Source organism: Pedomonas mirosovicensis (assembly GCF_022569295.1).
GTDB classification, from domain to species: Bacteria; Pseudomonadota; Alphaproteobacteria; order Sphingomonadales; family Sphingomonadaceae; genus Pedomonas; species Pedomonas mirosovicensis.
On sequence record NZ_JAKFIA010000001.1, the window covers coordinates 1,560,392 to 1,578,102 of the forward strand.

Annotated in this window: 13 protein-coding genes and 2 pseudogenes; 10 read left to right on the forward strand and 5 right to left on the reverse strand. The window is 65.9% G+C overall.

Annotation, left to right across the window (positions count from 1 at the left end):
• Positions 1 to 5 precede the first annotated feature (5 nt).
• The 5 genes from recA (at position 6) to L0C21_RS07555 (ending at position 7,918) form a co-directional block, all read left to right on the forward strand.
• The gene (recA, locus tag L0C21_RS07535) at positions 6 to 1,070 is read left to right on the forward strand and encodes a recombinase RecA (RefSeq protein ID WP_259277775.1); all 1,065 of its coding nucleotides are present in this window, start codon (positions 6 to 8) and stop codon (positions 1,068 to 1,070) included.
• A 582-nt stretch (positions 1,071 to 1,652) separates the two neighbouring features.
• Positions 1,653 to 4,328, forward strand: a complete 2,676-nt coding sequence (gene alaS / locus L0C21_RS07540; protein ID WP_259277776.1) for an alanine--tRNA ligase — start codon at positions 1,653 to 1,655, stop codon at positions 4,326 to 4,328.
• A 303-nt stretch (positions 4,329 to 4,631) separates the two neighbouring features.
• A complete protein-coding gene (locus L0C21_RS07545) occupies positions 4,632 to 6,392 on the forward strand; it encodes an alkaline phosphatase family protein (protein WP_259277777.1) in 1,761 nt (586 codons plus the stop codon).
• A gap of 31 nt (positions 6,393 to 6,423) precedes the next feature.
• A complete protein-coding gene (ftrA, locus tag L0C21_RS07550; protein ID WP_259277778.1) occupies positions 6,424 to 7,398 on the forward strand; it encodes a transcriptional regulator FtrA in 975 nt (324 codons plus the stop codon).
• A gap of 304 nt (positions 7,399 to 7,702) precedes the next feature.
• Positions 7,703 to 7,918: a rhodanese-like domain-containing protein gene (locus tag L0C21_RS07555; protein WP_259277779.1), complete on the forward strand. Its 216-nt coding sequence runs from the start codon at positions 7,703 to 7,705 to the stop codon at positions 7,916 to 7,918.
• A gap of 98 nt (positions 7,919 to 8,016) precedes the next feature.
• Here L0C21_RS07555 and L0C21_RS07560 read toward each other — a convergent pair whose 3' ends face one another.
• The 5 genes from L0C21_RS07560 to L0C21_RS07580 all read right to left on the reverse strand — a co-directional run bounded on the left by L0C21_RS07560 (position 8,017) and on the right by L0C21_RS07580 (position 14,437).
• Positions 8,017 to 9,351 (reverse strand): anti-phage deoxyguanosine triphosphatase, encoded by a 1,335-nt coding sequence (locus L0C21_RS07560; RefSeq protein WP_259277780.1) that lies wholly within the window; start codon positions 9,349 to 9,351, stop codon positions 8,017 to 8,019.
• Positions 9,352 to 9,458: 107 nt separating this feature from the next.
• Positions 9,459 to 11,591, reverse strand: coding sequence for a putative bifunctional diguanylate cyclase/phosphodiesterase (locus tag L0C21_RS07565; RefSeq protein ID WP_259277781.1), 2,133 nt, complete (start codon positions 11,589 to 11,591; stop codon positions 9,459 to 9,461).
• A 314-nt stretch (positions 11,592 to 11,905) separates the two neighbouring features.
• Positions 11,906 to 13,123, reverse strand: coding sequence for an NADP-dependent isocitrate dehydrogenase (locus L0C21_RS07570; RefSeq protein ID WP_259277782.1), 1,218 nt, complete (start codon positions 13,121 to 13,123; stop codon positions 11,906 to 11,908).
• A gap of 116 nt (positions 13,124 to 13,239) precedes the next feature.
• The gene (locus L0C21_RS07575; protein WP_259277783.1) at positions 13,240 to 13,890 is read right to left on the reverse strand and encodes an LOG family protein; all 651 of its coding nucleotides are present in this window, start codon (positions 13,888 to 13,890) and stop codon (positions 13,240 to 13,242) included.
• Positions 13,891 to 13,963: 73 nt separating this feature from the next.
• Positions 13,964 to 14,437 carry a hypothetical protein gene (locus L0C21_RS07580; protein ID WP_259277784.1) on the reverse strand — a complete coding sequence of 158 codons (474 nt, stop codon included), beginning with the start codon at positions 14,435 to 14,437 and terminating at the stop codon, positions 13,964 to 13,966.
• Between the two features lie 312 nt (positions 14,438 to 14,749).
• Between L0C21_RS07580 and L0C21_RS07585 the strand changes: the two genes are divergently transcribed.
• From L0C21_RS07585 to L0C21_RS07605, 5 genes and pseudogenes are all read left to right on the forward strand, one after another.
• Entirely contained in the window at positions 14,750 to 15,442 is a 693-nt protein-coding gene (locus tag L0C21_RS07585; protein WP_259277785.1) for a phosphatidylserine decarboxylase, read from the forward strand.
• A gap of 74 nt (positions 15,443 to 15,516) precedes the next feature.
• Positions 15,517 to 16,324 (forward strand): annotated as a pseudogene (locus L0C21_RS07590) (CDP-alcohol phosphatidyltransferase family protein).
• A gap of 454 nt (positions 16,325 to 16,778) precedes the next feature.
• Positions 16,779 to 16,844 (forward strand): annotated as a pseudogene (locus L0C21_RS16700) (hypothetical protein); the annotation flags it as partial.
• Between the two features lie 28 nt (positions 16,845 to 16,872).
• Complete coding sequence (locus L0C21_RS07600) at positions 16,873 to 17,133, forward strand: NUDIX hydrolase (RefSeq protein WP_259278887.1); 261 nt, start codon at positions 16,873 to 16,875, stop codon at positions 17,131 to 17,133.
• A 24-nt stretch (positions 17,134 to 17,157) separates the two neighbouring features.
• Positions 17,158 to 17,658 (forward strand): CYTH domain-containing protein, encoded by a 501-nt coding sequence (locus L0C21_RS07605; protein ID WP_259277786.1) that lies wholly within the window; start codon positions 17,158 to 17,160, stop codon positions 17,656 to 17,658.
• The last annotated feature ends 53 nt before the right edge of the window (positions 17,659 to 17,711 follow it).

Sequence of the window (17,711 nt, forward strand, 5' to 3'; positions counted from 1 at the left end):
AGAAAATGTCTGCATCTCTTCGGGTGATCGAGAAAGACTCTATGGATAAATCGCGCGCACTGGAAGCCGCACTGGCACAGATCGACCGGGCATTCGGCAAGGGTTCGGTGATGAAGCTGGGCCAGCGCAGCTCGGGAGTCGAGATCGAGACCATCTCGACCGGCTCGCTCGGCCTGGACATGGCGCTGGGTATCGGCGGCCTGCCCCGCGGGCGCATTATCGAAATCTACGGCCCTGAATCCTCGGGTAAGACGACCCTGGCGCTGCATGCCATCGCCGAGGCGCAAAAGGCGGGCGGCACCGCGGCGTTCATCGACGCCGAGCACGCGCTCGATCCCGTCTATGCCCGTAAGCTGCACGTGAACATCGACGAGCTGCTGATCTCGCAGCCGGACACCGGCGAGCAGGCGCTTGAAATTGCCGATACGCTGGTGCGCTCGGGCGCGATCGACATTCTGGTCGTTGACTCGGTGGCGGCGCTGACGCCACGCGCCGAACTGGAAGGCGAGATGGGCGACAGCCACGTCGGCCTGCAGGCCCGCCTGATGAGCCAGGCGCTGCGGAAGCTCACGGGCTCCATCTCCAAGTCCAAGTGCACGGTGATCTTCATCAACCAGGTGCGTATGAAGATCGGCGTGATGTACGGCAGCCCGGAGACCACCACCGGCGGTAACGCGCTCAAGTTCTATGCCTCCGTGCGTCTGGACATCCGCCGCACCGGCCAGATCAAGGAGCGCGACGAGATCGTCGGCAACCAGACCAAGGTGAAGGTGGTCAAGAACAAGCTGGCTCCGCCGTTCAAGCAGGTCGAGTTCGACATCATGTACGGCGAGGGCGTCTCCAAGATGGGCGAAATCCTCGACCTCGGCGTGAAGGCCGGCGTCGTGGAGAAGTCGGGCGCCTGGTTCTCCTACGACAGCCAGCGCATCGGCCAGGGCCGCGAGAATGCCAAGCGGTTCCTGCTGGAGAACCCGGACATGGCCAACACCATCGAGGCGGCCATCCGGCGTAACGCCGGCCTCGTTGCCGAGGCGCTGATGACCTCGCCGAGCGAGGAAGACGACATCTAAGCCGTCGTTGCGTGTCAGGGTTCAGGGAGAACCCGTGATCCTGCTGGACAGGTAAGCTGGACAGCTAAACAGTGGCCGGGCGTTTCCGTGTGACAAGCAGGGGGACGCCCGGCCATTGTGCGTTCTGGGGCTGGAGATCTACCCCCCTTCGTTTTGGGGCGCAGCCGGTCAGACTGAAGGAGGCGCCGGAAGCGCGGCCCTGCCTTTCCAGCTCCAGTGGGCTCCTGCGCTGTTCACGCGCACGGCCCGACAAGCGTCAGGGAGCGGGAGGAACAAGCCCCTCCTATCTGTTTGGATGCACGCCTCCGCGTGTGGGGGGCAAGCCCCTCGCAAAAAGATACGGGGAGCACAGAACCGGAAAGGAAAACCGGGGCAGAGGGCGCGGCAAAGGGCGGCAAAGGGCATCCTTCGTGCGTATCCCTCTTTTCACCAGAGCGCATAAAGCTTAAGTCAGGCGCGAATTGATCGCGGTGTCCGGGCGGGAATCCGTCTTCGGGCCGCTGAGACAGGACAGGAGGCTCGGCCCTTTCTTCCCCCCCTTGCGGGAGGCCAGGGCCGAAAGATTAGAAAAGAGGCTTAGGCGTGGCCAGTTCCAACGAAATCCGCTCATCCTTCCTCGACTTCTTTCGCCGCGAAGGCCACGAGGTGGTGCCGAGCAGCCCGCTCGTGCCGCGGAACGACCCGACGTTGATGTTCACCAACGCAGGCATGGTGCCGTTCAAGAACGTGTTCACCGGGCTGGAGACGCGCCCCTACAAGACGGCAACGTCCTCGCAGAAGTGCGTGCGTGCCGGCGGCAAGCACAATGACCTGGACAATGTGGGCTACACCGCTCGCCACCACACCTTCTTCGAGATGCTGGGCAATTTCTCGTTCGGCGACTACTTCAAGGAGCGCGCCATCGATTGCGCCTGGCGGCTCATCACCAAGGAGTGGGGCATCTCCAGGGATCGGCTGCTGGTGACGGTCTACCACACGGACGACGAGGCGTTCGACCTGTGGAAGAAGATCGCCGGCTTCTCGGATGACCGCATCATCCGCATCCCGACCAAGGACAACTTCTGGTCCATGGGCGACACCGGCCCGTGCGGCCCGTGCTCGGAAATCTTCTACGATCACGGCGAGCACATCTACGGCGGACCTCCGGGTTCGCCGGAAGAGGACGGCGACCGCTGGACCGAGATCTGGAACCTGGTGTTCATGCAATACGAGCAGGTGGATGCGGAAACCCGCCTCAACCTGCCGCACCCGTCCATCGACACCGGCATGGGGTTGGAGCGCATCGCAGCCGTGCTCCAGGGCAAGCACGACAACTATGACACCGATACGCTGCGCGCGCTGATCCTGGCCTCGGCCGACGCCACCGGCACCGATCCGGACGGCGCGGGCAAGGTCTCGCACCGCGTGATCGCCGACCACCTGCGGGCGGTCAGCTTCCTCATTGCGGATGGCGTGCTGCCCTCCAACGATGGCCGCGGCTATGTGCTGCGCCGCATCATGCGCCGCGCCATGCGTCACGCGCACCTGCTGGGCGCGAAGGAGCCCCTGATGCACCGGCTGGTGCCGGCGCTGACCCAGCAGATGGGGACGGCCTACCCGGAGCTGATCCGCGCCGACGCGCTGATCCGCGAAACGCTGAAGCTGGAGGAAACCCGCTTCCGCCAGACGCTGGACAAGGGCCTGAGGCTCCTGGACGAGGAAGTCGCCCACCTGGCGCCGGGCGCTGCGCTGCCGGGCGAGGTGGCGTTCAAGCTTTACGACACCTACGGCTTTCCGCTCGACCTGACGGAAGATGCGCTGCGCTCGCAGGGCCTTGCCGTCGACAAGGGCGGCTTCGACGAGGCGATGGCCCGCCAGAAGGCGGCAGCCCGCGCGGCCTGGTCCGGCTCGGGCGAGAAGGCGGCCGAGACCCTGTGGTTCGATCTCGCCCAGGAAGCGGGCGCGACCGAGTTCGTCGGCTACAACGCCGAGACGGCCCAGGGGCAGGTCATCGCCATCGTGAAGGACGGCGCGCGCGTTGACAGCGCCACGGCGGGCGAGCAGGTGCGGATCGTCACCAACCAGACGCCGTTCTATGGCGAATCCGGCGGCCAGATGGGCGATGCCGGGCGCTTGCGCGGCGCGAACGGCCTTGAAATCGAGATCAGCGACACCCAGAAGCCGCTCGGCCTCATCCACGTGCATGTGGGCGAGGTGAAGGGCGGCACGGTGCGCGTCGGCGACGAGCTGGAGATGATCGTGGACGGCGAGCGCCGTTCGGCCCTGCGCGCCAACCACTCGGCCACCCACCTGCTGCACGAGGCGCTGCGCCGCCGCCTCGGCGCGCACGTCACCCAGAAGGGCTCGCTTGTCGCGCCGGATCGGCTGCGGTTCGATATTTCGCACAACAAGGCGCTCTCCGAGGACGAGATCGCTGCCGTCGAGGCCGATGTGAACGCCCGCATCCGCGAGAACCACGAGGTGGTGACGCGGCTGATGACGCCGGATGAGGCCATTGCCGCCGGTGCCATGGCGCTGTTCGGCGAGAAGTACGGCGATGAGGTGCGCGTCGTCAGCATGGGCGAGGAAGAGGGCAGCGAGCGTGGCCACTTCTCGGTGGAGCTGTGCGGCGGCACCCACGTCAACCGCACCGGCGACATCGGCGTGTTCGCCATCGTCGGCGAAGGCGCGGTGTCCGCAGGCGTGCGCCGCGTCGAGGCGCTGACCGGCGAGGCGGCCCGCCGCTACTTCGAGGAGCAGGAAGCCCGCGTAAAGGCGGTGGCTTCCGCGCTGAAGGCCAGCCCGGCGGAGATTGTCGATCGCGTTTCCGCGCTGATCGAGGAGCGCCGCAAGCTGGAGCGCGAACTGGCCGAGGCCAAGCGCGCCCTGGCGCTGGGCGGCGGCAGCGCAAGCGCCGGTGCCGGCGGCCCGGCGGCCGAGCAGGTGAACGGCATCAACTTCCTCGGCCAGGTGGTCGATGGCCTGCCAGCGCGCGAGCTGCGCGGCCTTGTTGATGGCGCGAAGTCCAAGCTGGGCTCGGGCGTTGCCGTGATGGTGACGACCGATGGCGGCAAGGCCTCCGTTGCGGTGGGCGTCACCGACGACCTGACAGGCAAGATTTCCGCCGTCGATCTGGTCAAGGCAGCCGTGGCGGCCGTTGGCGGCCAGGGCGGCGGCGGCCGCCCCGACATGGCCCAGGGTGGCGGCCCCAATGTCGATGCCGCTGCCGAGGCGCTGGCGGCGGTGAAGGCCGTCATCGGTGCAGCCGCGGCGGCCTGATCGGGTTGCTGCAGGAAGAATGAGGGTTTTGCAGGAGGGGCGCTCAGCCAGTGGCTTCGCCCCTCCTGCGCCTCCCGCTCGTTTCTCGGACTGCGCCCTTTGATGCCGCGCACGGCAGAAAAAACGAAGGGGTGCAGGGGGCGCGACCCCCGCAAGAAAAACCAAGATCTTAGTTCACCAAAACACTGCGGCGCGCCCTTTGCCCTCGCGCTGCTGACACGAAATTGTATTATTCCCGCAATAAACGGGGTGGCCGGTTGCAGGTCGCGTCCGGCCAATGTTTTTGCGGGAAGGCGTTTGGGCATGGATAATTCGGGTTTCAGGCAGGTTCTTCTGGCGGCCGTGGGCGCGCTGGCTCTTGTGTCGCCGACGCTGGCGTCTCCGGCCTTGGCCGCCGGGCAGGCGGCAGCGCCGGTTGCGACGGAAGCAGCCCAGCAGGCGGCTTTGCCGCGCCCCAAGCTGATCGTCGCGATTTCCGTCGACCAGTTCAGCAGCAACCTGTTCGGCGGCTGGCGCGGCCGGTATGTGGCGGGCCTCAAGCGGCTGGGCAACGAGGGGATCGTTTACCCGAACGGCTACCAGAGCCATGCGGCGACCGAGACCTGCCCAGGGCATTCGACCCTGCTGACCGGTCGCCACCCCAGCGGCACCGGCATTAACGCCAACGACTTTTACGACGTGACCCAGGGCCGGGAGGTCTATTGCCTTGAGGACACGGCCATGCGCCCGGCGCACGATCCGAAGGCGGACCCGACCGAGGGCCGCAGCGCGAAGAATCTGAAGGCCTCGACCCTGGGCGACTGGCTGAAGGCGCAGTCTCCCAAGAGCCGGGTGTTTGCCATCTCCGGCAAGGATCGCGGCGCGATCAACATGGGTGGCCACAAGGCCGATGGCGAGTTCTGGCTGGTGGGCGGCTATGGGTTCACCACCTTCGTGCCCGCGGGCCAGTCGGGCGCGAAGGCGCTGGAGCCGGTGGCCGCGCTGAACAAGCGCATCCGGGAATACTGGAAGCAGACGCCGCCCACGTGGACCTATGCGGACGAAAGCTGCCGGGCGCTGGAGCATGACTGGACGATCAACGGCAAGACCTGGCGCTCGCAGCTGCCGCCCGTGGGCTGGGATGTGAAGAGCCCCACCTTCATCAAGGACCAGTTCATGGTGTCGCCGTTCATGGACGAGCTGACCCTTGAGGGCGCGCGCGAGCTGGTCAAGGAGTACAAGCTAGGGCAGGGCGAGGCGACCGACCTCCTGGCGGTCAGCCTGTCGGCCAACGATTATGTGGGCCACCGCTACGGCACCAACGGCCCGGAAATGTGCGACCAGCAGGTGCGGCTCGACCAGCAGCTGGGCAAGTTCCTGGACGATCTGGAGGAGCTTGGCGTGCCGTTCATGGTGGTGCTGTCGGCAGATCATGGCGGCCTTGATTTCCCCGAACGCCTCAATACGCGGGACGTGCCGCAGGCCGGCCGCATCGACGGCGAGGCGTTCATGGCCGACCTGAACGGCACGCTGCGCGCGCAGCTGGGGCTGGATTACGACCCGCTGCTGGCGGCGGGCCTGGATCAGATCTGGGTGGTGGACCGCAACGGCAGGCAGCCCTCCGCCACCGAGCGGGAGCGGGTGCTGAAGGCGGCATTGCCGCTGGTGCGCCAGCGCCCGGAAGTGTCCGCCGCCTTTGATAGGGAAACGCTGCTGGGCACGCATGTTGACCGCGCCAAGCCGGTCGATGAGCTGAGCTTGCAGGAGCGGTTTGCGCTCAACACGGTGCAGGGCCGCAGCGCCGACATTTCCGTGGCGTTCAAGCCCTACCTTCAGGCGAAGAAGGCGAAGCCCGGCCAGTCGATGACCGGCCACGGCACGGTATGGAATTACGACCGCCGGGTGCCGATCCTGTTCTGGTGGCCGGGCGTGCAGCCGCAGGAGCGGCCGCTGCCGATGCCGACCGTGGATATCGCCCCGACGCTCGCCCACGTTCTCGGCATTCAGCCGGACGGCGCGTTGGACGGCCAGTGCCGCGATCTCGCCGACTTCGGCACCGGGCGGTGCGCCGAGGCGAAACGCTAAGGCGGGGAGCTGGCAGGCGAGGGCGGTTGCCATGAAGGATCATCTGGTTGCCGCCCTTGTCTATGATGGGCTTTACACCTTCGAATTCGGCTGCGTGACCGAGGTGTTCGGCCTGCATCGGCCGGAGGTGCCGGCGCCCTGGTATGACTTCGCCGTGTGCGCGGTGGATAGCGGGCCGCTGCGGGCGGCCGGTGGAGTTCGGATCGAGGCAAGCCACGGGCTGGAGACGCTGGCCCGCGCCGGCACCATCCTGCTGCCCGGCTGGCCGCGCGACCGGGAGCCGCCGGAGACGCTGCTGGAGACACTCCGCCACGCCCACGGGCGCGGCGCGCGCATCGCCTCCATCTGCTCGGGCGTGTTCCTGCTGGCGGCGACGGGCCTGCTGGACGGCCGCCGGGCCGCCTGCCACTGGATGCATGCCGAGAGCCTGAAGGCCCGGTTTCCCGCCGTACAGGTGGAGCCGGATGTTCTCTACATCGATGAAGGCAGTTTCATCACCTCGGCCGGTTCGGCGGCGGGGCTCGACATGATGCTGCATCTGGTGCGGCGGGATCATGGCGCGCGCATCTGCAACATGGTCGCCCGGCGGCTGGTGCTGCCGCCGCACCGGGAGGGTGGGCAGGCGCAGTTCGTGCGCCGTCCGGTGCCGGTGCGGGGGGCAACGCGCTTTGCCGCCGCGCTCGATGGCCTGCGAGCGGAGGTGACGCAGCCGCTGACGGTGGAGGCGATGGCGGCGCGCGCGGCTATGTCGCCGCGCACTTTCCACCGCCGCTTTCGCGAGGCGATGGGCATGACGCCGCAGGAATGGGTGATCCGGGAGCGGGTGGAAGTGGCGAAGGACCTGCTGGAGGAAGTGGCGCTGCCCATTGCCGTGGTCGCGGAGCGGGCCGGCTTCGGCGCGCCGGAGACGCTGCGGCTGCATTTCAAGCGCATCACCGGGCAGACGCCCGCCGCCTACCGCCGCCTGTTCGGCGGACACGAGGGGACAGGCGACGCATCGGCCTGAGCGGCTTTCCAAGGATTTGGCAGGAATGCCCCGGTGGATTGTCGGCCCTGCCACTCACGGTGCGGGGCGCTGGCCGCTTAAATGCCCTCCGGTTCAGCAGCGGAAGGCAGGACATGATCCAACAGATCACGGCAAGCGCGGTGGCGGCAATTCCGGCAGCTTCTCCCGAGGCGGCGCTGGCCCACTTCGAGGCGCGGCTGACGTTCGAGACGGACTGCGCCGATGTGCACGCCGCGCTTGCGGCAGGCGCGGCGGATTTCGTGCTGCTCGATGTGCGGGGGAGAGCGCCTTTGCGCGCGGGCACGTGCCGGGGGCGATCAATCTGCCGCACCGGGAAATCAGCAAGGAAACGCTGGCCCGCTGGCCGGAGGGGACGCTGTTCGTCGTCTACTGCGCCGGGCCGCACTGCAACGGCGCGAACCGGGCGGCGGTGCAGCTGGCGCAGCTGGGGCGCTTGGTGAAGGAGATGATCGGCGGCATCACCGGCTGGCTGGACGAGGGTTTCGCGCTGGAAGACTAGGGCGGTTTGTTTTTATGCGGGGACCCCGGATCCCTGCATCCCTGGGGAAGGTGGGGCTGCTAGTTGGAAGGTCCTCCGCGAATGAAAGCGCGAAAATCCTATAGCCGGTCGAACACAGAACCCATGCGGGGGCTGAACAGGCGATCGTAGGTCTTCAGCAGAAAGCCGTCGGTCATGCCCGCTACATAATCGCAGATGACGCGCAGGCCGCCACCGGCGGCGTACTGCTGATGAACGTCCACCGGCAGCAGGGTTTTGGGGTCGGAGCACAGCGCCTCGAACACCGAGACCACCATTTGCTGGCCCTTAAATTCCAGCTGCTGAACCTGCGGGCTAAGAATAACCGTCTTCATGATGAGCGCGCGCAGGGCATCAAGGAAGACGCGATGCTCGGGCGGCAGGCTGGCGCGGTAGCGCAGCAGCGGCTCGGCAAAGCGGCCGGTGTCTTCAAGCACGGCGTTCTTGACGAAATAGTGCACCATTTCGCCGATGAGGCGTTTGCGAAGGCCGCCATCGCCGAACAGGCCCGAGAGATAAAAATCGTAAGGGTCGCCCTGAATGGCGTAGCGGCCACCAGAGGCGAGATCCTGCAGGAACCGGGCGCAGGTTTCTACCGGGACAAACGGCGCGAACGCCTCCCGGCTGATGAGGGAAAGGGCAATGGCGTCCTCCAGATCATGGACGCCGTAGGCGATGTCGTCTGCCAGATCCATGATGCTGCAATCGAGCGACTTGTGCAGCGGCCTGTGGTGCTTGTCCTCGCGCGTCTCCAGCCGCTGGAATTCGTCCCGGTCGGCGGCGGCGAAGGGGGCGAGAACCCAATCCACCACATCCTGCTCGCTATCGAGGTAGCATTTGGGCGGATGGCAGGCATTGCGGTCGATAATGCGGATGAGTGCGGCCTTTTCATCCAGCCGGGGCACGACCTGCGGGTTGCGCGCGCGGCTGTAGGATGCCGGATATTTCAGGACTCCAAGCAGGGTGCAGCGGGTAAGGTTGGCGCCATGCCGTTCCGAGAAGGCTTCCAGCCGGGAAAGGATACGCAGGGTCTGGCCATTGCCCTCAAAGCCGCCGGCATCGCGCATGCAGTAGTTGAGCGCCACCTCGCCGCCATGGCCGAAGGGCGGGTGACCCAAATCGTGGGTGAAGCCGATGGTCTGGATCAGGCAGGCCTCGGGCAGGTGAGCGTGGGCTGGATGCTCCGGCCAGAAGACGCGGAAATGCTCCACCAGCCCACCGGCGATCTGCGCCACCTCCAGCGAGTGGGTGAGGCGGGTGCGATAGAAGTCGCTGTCGCCGAGATTGAGGATCTGGGTCTTGCCCTGAAGGCGCCGGAAGGAGGCGGAGTGAATCACGCGGGCATAATCGATGTCATAGGGCGAGCGCGCGTCCTGCTGCTTTGCCCTCGGAGTGTCGCGCCGCTCGGTCCACATGGATGCTGGATATCCCTGCTGAATGGATTGGTGCGGTTATAGGCAAAGCCTCCGCTGGTTGAAAAGCCGGGAAGGAGGCGCGTTTGCCATGCCTTGCCGCGCTTTGGCTATGGGTCCTCGCGGGCGTTCTCGGTCAGCACCTGGGCCTCGAAGTCGGCGAGCGGCACGGGGCGGCCATAGAGGAAGCCCTGCAGGCACGGCGCGCCCATATCGGCGATGCGTTTGGCGATCACCTCGGTCTCGACGCCTTCCACCACCACATGAAGGCCAAGGCGGTTGGCGAGGTCGAGAATGGCCCAGACGATCTTCTCACTGTCAGAGCCTTCCTCCAGGTTGGCGATGAAGCTCCGGTCGATCTTGATTTCCTTGATCGGCAGGTTGCCGAGATAGCTGAGCGAGGAATAGCCGGTGCCGAAGTCGTCGATGGAAAGGCGCACGCCAAGGCCTGCCAGGGCTTCCATCACATCGATGTTCTGCCGGGAGCCCTCCATGGCGGCGGTTTCGGTGATCTCCACGATCAGCCGATCGGGCCGGTAGCCGTGGTTGGCGATCATCCCCGAGACGGCGCTGGCGAAGCCCCGGTCGCGGAACTGGTAGGAGGAGGCATTGATGGAGAGGTCGAGCGCGCCGAACACGCCGCCGCGCCGTTCCCAGTCGCCCAGCGTCTTGCTGGCCTCCCGCGCCACCCAGTTGCCGAGCGCGTTGATGAGGCCGAATTTCTCGGCCAGGCCGATGAAGGCGGCCGGCGGCAGCAGGCCGCGCTCCGGGTGGTTCCAGCGCAGTAGCGCCTCCGCGCCGCAGATGCGGCGGGTCGCGGCATCGATCTTGGGCTGGTAATAAAGCTCCAGCTCATCCTCGGTGATGGCGCGGCGCAGCTGAAGACTGGTTTGCAATTCGTCGCTGGCCTTCTCGCCCATGTCGGGCGTGAAGAAGCGAAAGCCCGCCCGGCCCTTGCCCTTCACATCGAACATGGCGATGTCCGCGCGACTAATCAGCTCCTCGGGCTGGCTGCCGTCCTCTGGATAGCAGGCGAGGCCGATGCAGCAGGACAGGTTGAGGGTGTGGCCATCGATCTCGTAGGGCTCCTCGATGGTGCGGCAGATGCGCTGGGCGATGATCTCGCCGACGGACCGCTCAACCGGAGCCCTGGCAATGATGATGAACTCGTCGCCGCCGAAGCGCGCCACCAGATCATCCGGCCGCACGGCCTGCCGCATGCGATCTGCCACGTGCGCCAGCAAGACGTCGCCCACCTTGTGACCGAACTCATCGTTGACCGCCTTGAAACCATCCAGGTCCACGAACATGACGATGTAGCGAGACTGCTCGCGCGATTCAGGCGTGGGCAGGGTCCGCAGGTGCCAGTCGAGGGCGGTGCGGCTGGCAAGGCCGGTGAGGGGATCGCTCATCGCCAGCCGCTCCAGCTGGGCGTTGGCTTGCTCGAGCGAGCGGTTGAGCTTGCTGGTGGCGGATTCGTAGCGGCTGTCGAGAAAGGCCACGATGATGGTGCTGCCCAGTAGCACCGATGCGCCGACGGCCGCGATCTGCCCCAGGGTCGAGATATCCAGCGAGCCGGTTGCGCCGCAGATGCTGCCCACCGCGAAGTTGGCGGCCATCATGCCGGTGTAGTGCATTCCGGAGATGCCCAGCCCCATGATCGCTGCGGCGGCAAGCATGGGCAGGATGAGGAGATTGTCGGCGCCTTCCCTGCGGCCGAGGGTGAAGCAGGTCCACAGGGCGGCGATGGAGGCGACGATGGCGATAATCAGGGAAGCAGCGAACAGCGTGGGGTCATAGGTGATGGCCGGCTGCATCTTCATGGCGGCCATGCCGGTGTAATGCATGGCGGCAACCCCGAGCCCCATGAGCAGACCGCCCAGCAGCAGGCGGTTGGTGGACAGCTCCGAGCGCGTCACTTCATTGAGCGCGAACAGGCACACGCCCAGCGCGATGACCAGCGAGAGCAGGGTGAGGGGCGCATCATAGCCCACCGGGATCGGCAACTTGAACGCCAGCATGCCAACGAAGTGCATGCTCCAGATGCCGCCGGCCATGGACAGCGCGCCGAGCGACAGCCACAGCGGGCGCAGGCCGGTCGAGACGACCATGCGCTGGGTGACCGCCAGAGCAACATAGGCGGCGCAAGTGGCGATAAAATAGGAAGCAATGACCAGAAGCGGATCAAAGCTTCCGGTCATGGTCTCGGCAGCTGGCAGGTCAAAGCTGGTAAACAAACGCATCAGTTACGCCCGCTCCGCAAGTGGATCGTTTCACTGGTGGGCTTTACCGGTAAGCTTCTGACGAAATCGTAAACATGCTGAAAACCAAACCCGCGGATGGCGGTTGGTGGTTGGGAGGAAATTATATTTTCGCCTCAATTGGTTATTGAGGATTTCTCATCTTGAAACGCAGGGCTGGGCCGGCGGGAGGGCGCACGCTCCTCAGGCTTTGTGCGTATGATAAAAGGAAGGGCCGCGATGCGTCGCGGCCCTTCCTTGTCTCGATCTGAATCGGCCCGTAAGGCCGATTCGGCTCGTCGTTGCGGCAGGTGGCCTTAGGCGGCCATCGCCTTTTCCAGGTTCTCGACGATCGCCTCGAAGAACTTCTCGGTGGTCAGCCAGGGCTGATCCGGGCCGACGAGGATGGCGAGGTCCTTGGTCATCTTGCCGCTCTCGACGGTCTGGACGCAGACGCGCTCCAGGGTCTCAGCGAACTTGGTGACTTCCGGGGTGCCGTCCAGCTTGCCACGGTGCTTCAGGCCGCCGGTCCACGCGAAGATGGAGGCGATCGGGTTGGTGGAGGTCGCCTTGCCTTCCTGATGCATGCGGTAGTGACGGGTGACGGTGCCGTGGGCGGCCTCGGCCTCCACGGTCTGGCCGTCCGGCGTCATCAGGATCGAGGTCATCAGACCCAGCGAGCCGAAACCCTGGGCCACCTGATCCGACTGCACGTCGCCGTCGTAGTTCTTGCAGGCCCAGACGAACTTGCCGCTCCACTTGAGGGCGCTGGCCACCATGTCGTCGATCAGGCGGTGCTCGTAGGTGATGCCGGCGGCCTGGAACTTGTCCTTGAACTCGCTGTCAAAGACTTCCTGAAACAGATCCTTGAAGCGGCCGTCATAGGCCTTGAGGATCGTGTTCTTGGTGGAGAGGTACACCGGCCAGCCGCGGGCCAGGCCATAGTTCATGCAGGCGCGGGCAAAGTCGCGGATCGACTCGTCCAGGTTGTACATGCCCATGGCAACGCCGGAGGAGGGGAAGTTGAAAACCTCGAACTCCTGCTCGTCCTTGCCGTCCTCGCTCACCCACTTCATGGTGAGCTTGCCGGCGCCCGGCACCTTGAAATCGGTGGCGCGGTACTGGTCGCCGAAGGCGTGACGGCCGACCACGATGGGGTCGGTCCAGCCCGGCACGATGCGCGGCACGTTCTTCATGATGATCGGCTCGCGGAACACGGTGCCGCCCAGAATGTTGCGGATGGTGCCGTTGGGCGACTTCCACATCTTCTTGAGGTTGAATTCCTTCACGCGGGCTTCGTCCGGCGTGATGGTGGCGCACTTCACGCCGACGCCATACTGCTTGATGGCGTTGGCGGCATCGATCGTGATCTGGTCTTCGGTCTCGTCGCGCTTCTGGACGCCGAGATCGTAGTACTTCAGGTCGATGTCGAGGTACGGCAGGATGAGGCGCTCACGGATCCATTGCCAGATGATGCGGGTCATCTCGTCGCCGTCGAGCTCGACGACCGGATTTTTCACTTTGATTTTAGCCATTAAATCCCTCCGGAACAGCAACTAGCCGCGGGCGCGGTGCGTCAAGAAATTCCGCTGGGTTGTGTAGCAGGCCGGGCCGCCAAATCAACTGGCACGGCCGTTTCGGTCCCAAAAACCTAATCCCGTCGCCGGCCGGGCGCTGCGCTGCGCGGGGCCGACCCGCGCCCGAGCATGGCCATCAGCGACTCAAGGTCCGGCAGGGCCACGGCCTCGGCAAGCAGGCGCGTATCCCCGAAGCCTTCCGCCACCACGTGTTCCAGCAACGCCTGAAACGGCCGCCAGTAGCCATTGGGTCCGAGAAGCCAGGTGGGCTTGGCGTGCTCGCCCAGCTGGGACCAGGTCATCATCTCCAGCAGTTCATCGAGCGTGCCGATGCCGCCGGGCAGGGCAAGGAAGGCGTTTGACCGGGCGGCCATCACCTGCTTGCGCTGTTGGAGGGTATCAACCACCACCAGTTCGGTAAGGCCCGGCTGGGCAATCTCGACGGTGGCGAGATAGGCGGGAATGACGCCGATCACCCGGCCGCCGGCATCAAGCGCCGCGCGCGCGGCAATGCCCATCAGCCCGAGCGCGCCGCCGCCGTAAACAAGCGCGATGCCCTCCTGTGCCAGCCGCGCGCCAAGCTCGGCCGCCAGCACGGCATGGGCCGGATCATGGCCGGTGCGGGAGCCGCAGAACAGACACAGATGGCTGGTCTGGCGGGCCGGCGCGGCGGGATCCTGCGAAGCGGTTTCGGCGGAAGCGGCGGTGTCTTGCGGCTGTGTCATGTCGACGGCGAGCATAGCCTTGGCGGGCGCGCCTCGCCAGAGGCGCGCGGTAAAAAGGCCGGGTGGGGATCTGTCAGCGGGCGGGCCAGAGATCCGATTCGATCAGCTCGATCACCGGCTGGACCGGCAACAGCGCGCTGGTGGCCTGGGCGACCATCTCGCGGAAGGAGACGGGCTGGGAATAGGAAAGGTCGCGCTGAAGCCGCACCTGCCCGCCCATCAGGGAGAGACCGGCGCAGGGCCACAGGTCGCGCAGGTGGCGCAGCGTATCGAGCACGCGGCGGCGCGAGGAGCGGTCCTCGCTGGTGAACGGCACGGTGCCGACAACGCCGCTGAGGCGGAGCCGGACTTCGCTGTCCGCCTGCTCCACGTCGATCTGGTAATGGCCGGAACGCCAGCGGAACTGGAACGAGGTGGGCAGGGACATGGGGTGGCTCGTCACCACGTCCATCAGCATCGCCGCCGCACGGTCCAGGGTCCAGCGCGTGTCGTTGGGCATCTCGGGCCATTCAAGGGCCGGGTCGAAAGAGTGTTGGGCGAGTGTCACGGCACGGTGTTCCGGTTAACGCTATTTCAGGAAGCTTAAGTTCCGCGCCCTCAACAATAGGTTAATGCGTGAGCAGGAAATGCGAAAATACCGCAGAAGGCGGCCAGCGCAGCGGCTTTGCGCCGGAGGGGCTACGGCCGGGGTGGGCGGCGAAACAGGCTCGGGGGATGGAATTGCCGCGCATTCGGTGTACCAATTCGGACGGAGCGAGGCGCGGGTGGGACCGCCAAGGGGCGGTCACGCTTGCGGCCAGGGCTGCCATGAGTTAACGCCGAACTTTAAGACGCGCGATCAGTTCGCGGTGAAGGAACAATGATGGATTTTCTGACCAAATTGCCGCCGGTTCATCCGGAAGGGCGCAAATTCGCTGCCATTGCCGCCATCATCACGCTGCTGTTCTTCCTGTTCGGGTGGACGGCCCTGGGGTGGATCGGCGTTGTGCTCACCATTTGGGTGCTGGCCTTTTTCCGCGATCCGGCGCGGGTGACCCCGGTGGGCGATGACCTCATCATCTCGCCGGCCGACGGCATCGTGTGCATGATCGCCAAGGTCGCGCCGCCGGTGGAAATGGGACTGGGCGCCGAGGAGCGCACGCGCGTTTCCATCTTCATGAACGTGTTCAATGTGCACATCAACCGCACGCCGGTCTCCGGCACGGTGGAGCGAATCGTCTACATCCCCGGCAAGTTCATCAATGCCGAGCTGGACAAGGCGAGCGAGGACAACGAGCGCCAAATGTTCGTGATCCGCACCGATGAGGGCGTGAAGATCGGCATGACCCAGATCGCGGGTCTCGTGGCGCGCCGCATCGTCCGCTTCGTGCGCGAGGAGGACAAGGTGGCGGCCGGCGAGCGCGTCGGTCTCATCCGCTTCGGCAGCCGCGTCGATGTCTACCTGCCCGAGGGCGTCGCCCCGCAGGTGGCGGTCGGCCAGACCATGGTGGCTGGCGAGACCGTTCTTGCCCGCATGGGCGTATCGGAAGCCATCGGAGGAGTGGTCCGGTGAGCGCAGCCCAGGCGGACGGCCCCGGCAACAGCGGGGCCGCCGAAGAGCGGGATTCCGGCAGGCGCCTCCTGCCCATGCGCGCCTTCGTGCCCAACGCCATCACCGTCCTGGCGCTGTGCTTCGGCCTCACCGGCGCGCGCTTTGCCATCATCGGCAACTGGGAAAAGGCGGTGGCGGCCATCATCATCGCCGGCGTGCTTGATGGCATCGACGGGCGAATCGCCCGCCTGCTCAAGGGCGCGTCGCGCTTCGGCGCGGAGCTGGATTCGCTGTCGGACGTGATCGCCTTCGGCGTTGCGCCCGCCATCATCATCTATCTCTGGGCGCTGCATGGCCTGGGCGGCGTCGGCTGGGTGGTGGCGCTGGCCCATGCGGTGTGTTGCGCCCTGCGGCTGGCGCGCTTCAACGCCCAGCTCGACGTGGACAACCAGCCGCACAAGCAGGCCGGCTTCCTGACCGGCGTGCCCTCGCCGGTGGGGGGCGGGGCTGACGCTCAGCCCCATCTTTCTCGACAAGTGGCTGGAGACCGACCTGTTCGGCGAGCCGCTGGTCGCCGGCATCATCGTGGCGACGACCGCCTTCCTGATGGTCTCCAACCTGCCGACCTTCTCGTGGAAGTCGGTGAAGCTGCGGCGCTCCATGCGGCTTCCGGTCCTGCTGCTGGTTGGCCTGTTCGCCGCCAGCCTCTACTCCGCGCCGTGGGGCACGCTGTCGCTGATTTCCATTGGCTATGCCGGCAGCATCCTGTTCAGCGTGCGTAGCTATGCGCGCCTGCTGCGGCAAAAGCGGGCTGAGGCAGCCGCAGCGGCGGACGCATCCACCACGACGAAGCCGTCCCCAGAGAAGACTGGCGCCGCAGGCGGCGCTGACGGCGCAGCCTGACCGGCTGACCGGTCGGCGCGGGTTCTTCAATCACCGCCGCCGGGAGCGGTTCGATCGACGGCAGCGGGCGCGCCTCCAGCGAGGCCGCCCGCGCCGGGCCCCCGGCCGAAGCCTCCGCGCGCAGCGCCATCATCGCCGAGCGGAACGAGCTGACCATCGCCGCGATACCGACGATCCCTGCGCCCAGAAAAAGCATCACACCGAGAGCGTGAAGAAGCATGGGAACCCCCTGTTGCCTTCGTTTCGGGGCGATGTTCACGTTTTGTTCCGTTGGTGTCAAGGCTTTTTTTCGTGCGTTCCCTTGCCGGGGTTCATCCCAGCGTAAGGTTTAGCGTGCATTCATTTCCCGACAGGGAGGGGATCGATGTACTTGAAACCACGGCCAGAGCCGGCGGAAGGGGTAACTCTTGCCGCCTCCGTCAAGCTGATCTGCCCCCGAAACATGCAAGGGAGCATGCGGGCGCTGGTGCTTCGACAGCCCGATGGGCGCTGGGATCTGCCGGGCGGGCACCTGGAACCTGGCGAGGGCTGGGAAGAGGCGCTCGCCCGTGAATTGCAGGAGGAGCTGGGGCTCCCCCCTGCCGGAGGTTCGCCCGATAGGCGAATGGCTCTATGCGCGACCGCATCGGCCGGCGCGACTCATCACCTTCTACCAGCTGGTGGCGGAAGCCGCGTTCGATCTCGCCGACCTGCGCCTCAGCGACGAGCACGAGGAAGCCCTGTGGGCGCACGCTGCGGACCTGGACAGGCTTGACATGCCCTCCGGTTTTCGGGACGCACTCCGGACAGTGGTTGCGGCTCAGGGCTGAAGCGAGGCGCCTATCAGCAAATATATGGAGATCGAGCGGCGGTTTCTCGTGCGGGGAGCCAACTGGCCCCAGCCTTACCGCAGTGCGAAGGTGCGTCAGGTTTATCTCAACCAGCGCGAGGATCTGTCGGTCCGGGTGCGCTCCATGGACGGGGCCTACTGGCTGACCCTGAAGGCGGGGGTCTCCTCCGGCACACGGCAGGAGTTCGAGTGGCCCATCCCGGCAGAGGATGGTGCGGCGATCCTCGAGCGGCTGGCGGCCTATCCACCCATCGAGAAGACCCGCCACTATGTGAAGGACGCAGGAAGGGTGTGGGAGGTGGATGTGTTCGAGGGCCGCAACGCCGGCCTCATCATCGCCGAGACTGAACTCCACGCCATCAACGAGCCTTTGGCGCTGCCCGGCTGGCTCGGCCCCGAAGTGACGGACGACAAGCGCCTCAGCAACAATGCCCTCTACCGCCACAGCTTCGCCGACTGGGGCATGACCTACGCCGAACTGGTGGCGGAGCTTGACCAGAAATAGGGGGGACCCCCTGCCGGGCGGCGTTGCCGTTTTACAAAGCCGAATGTTAGCCT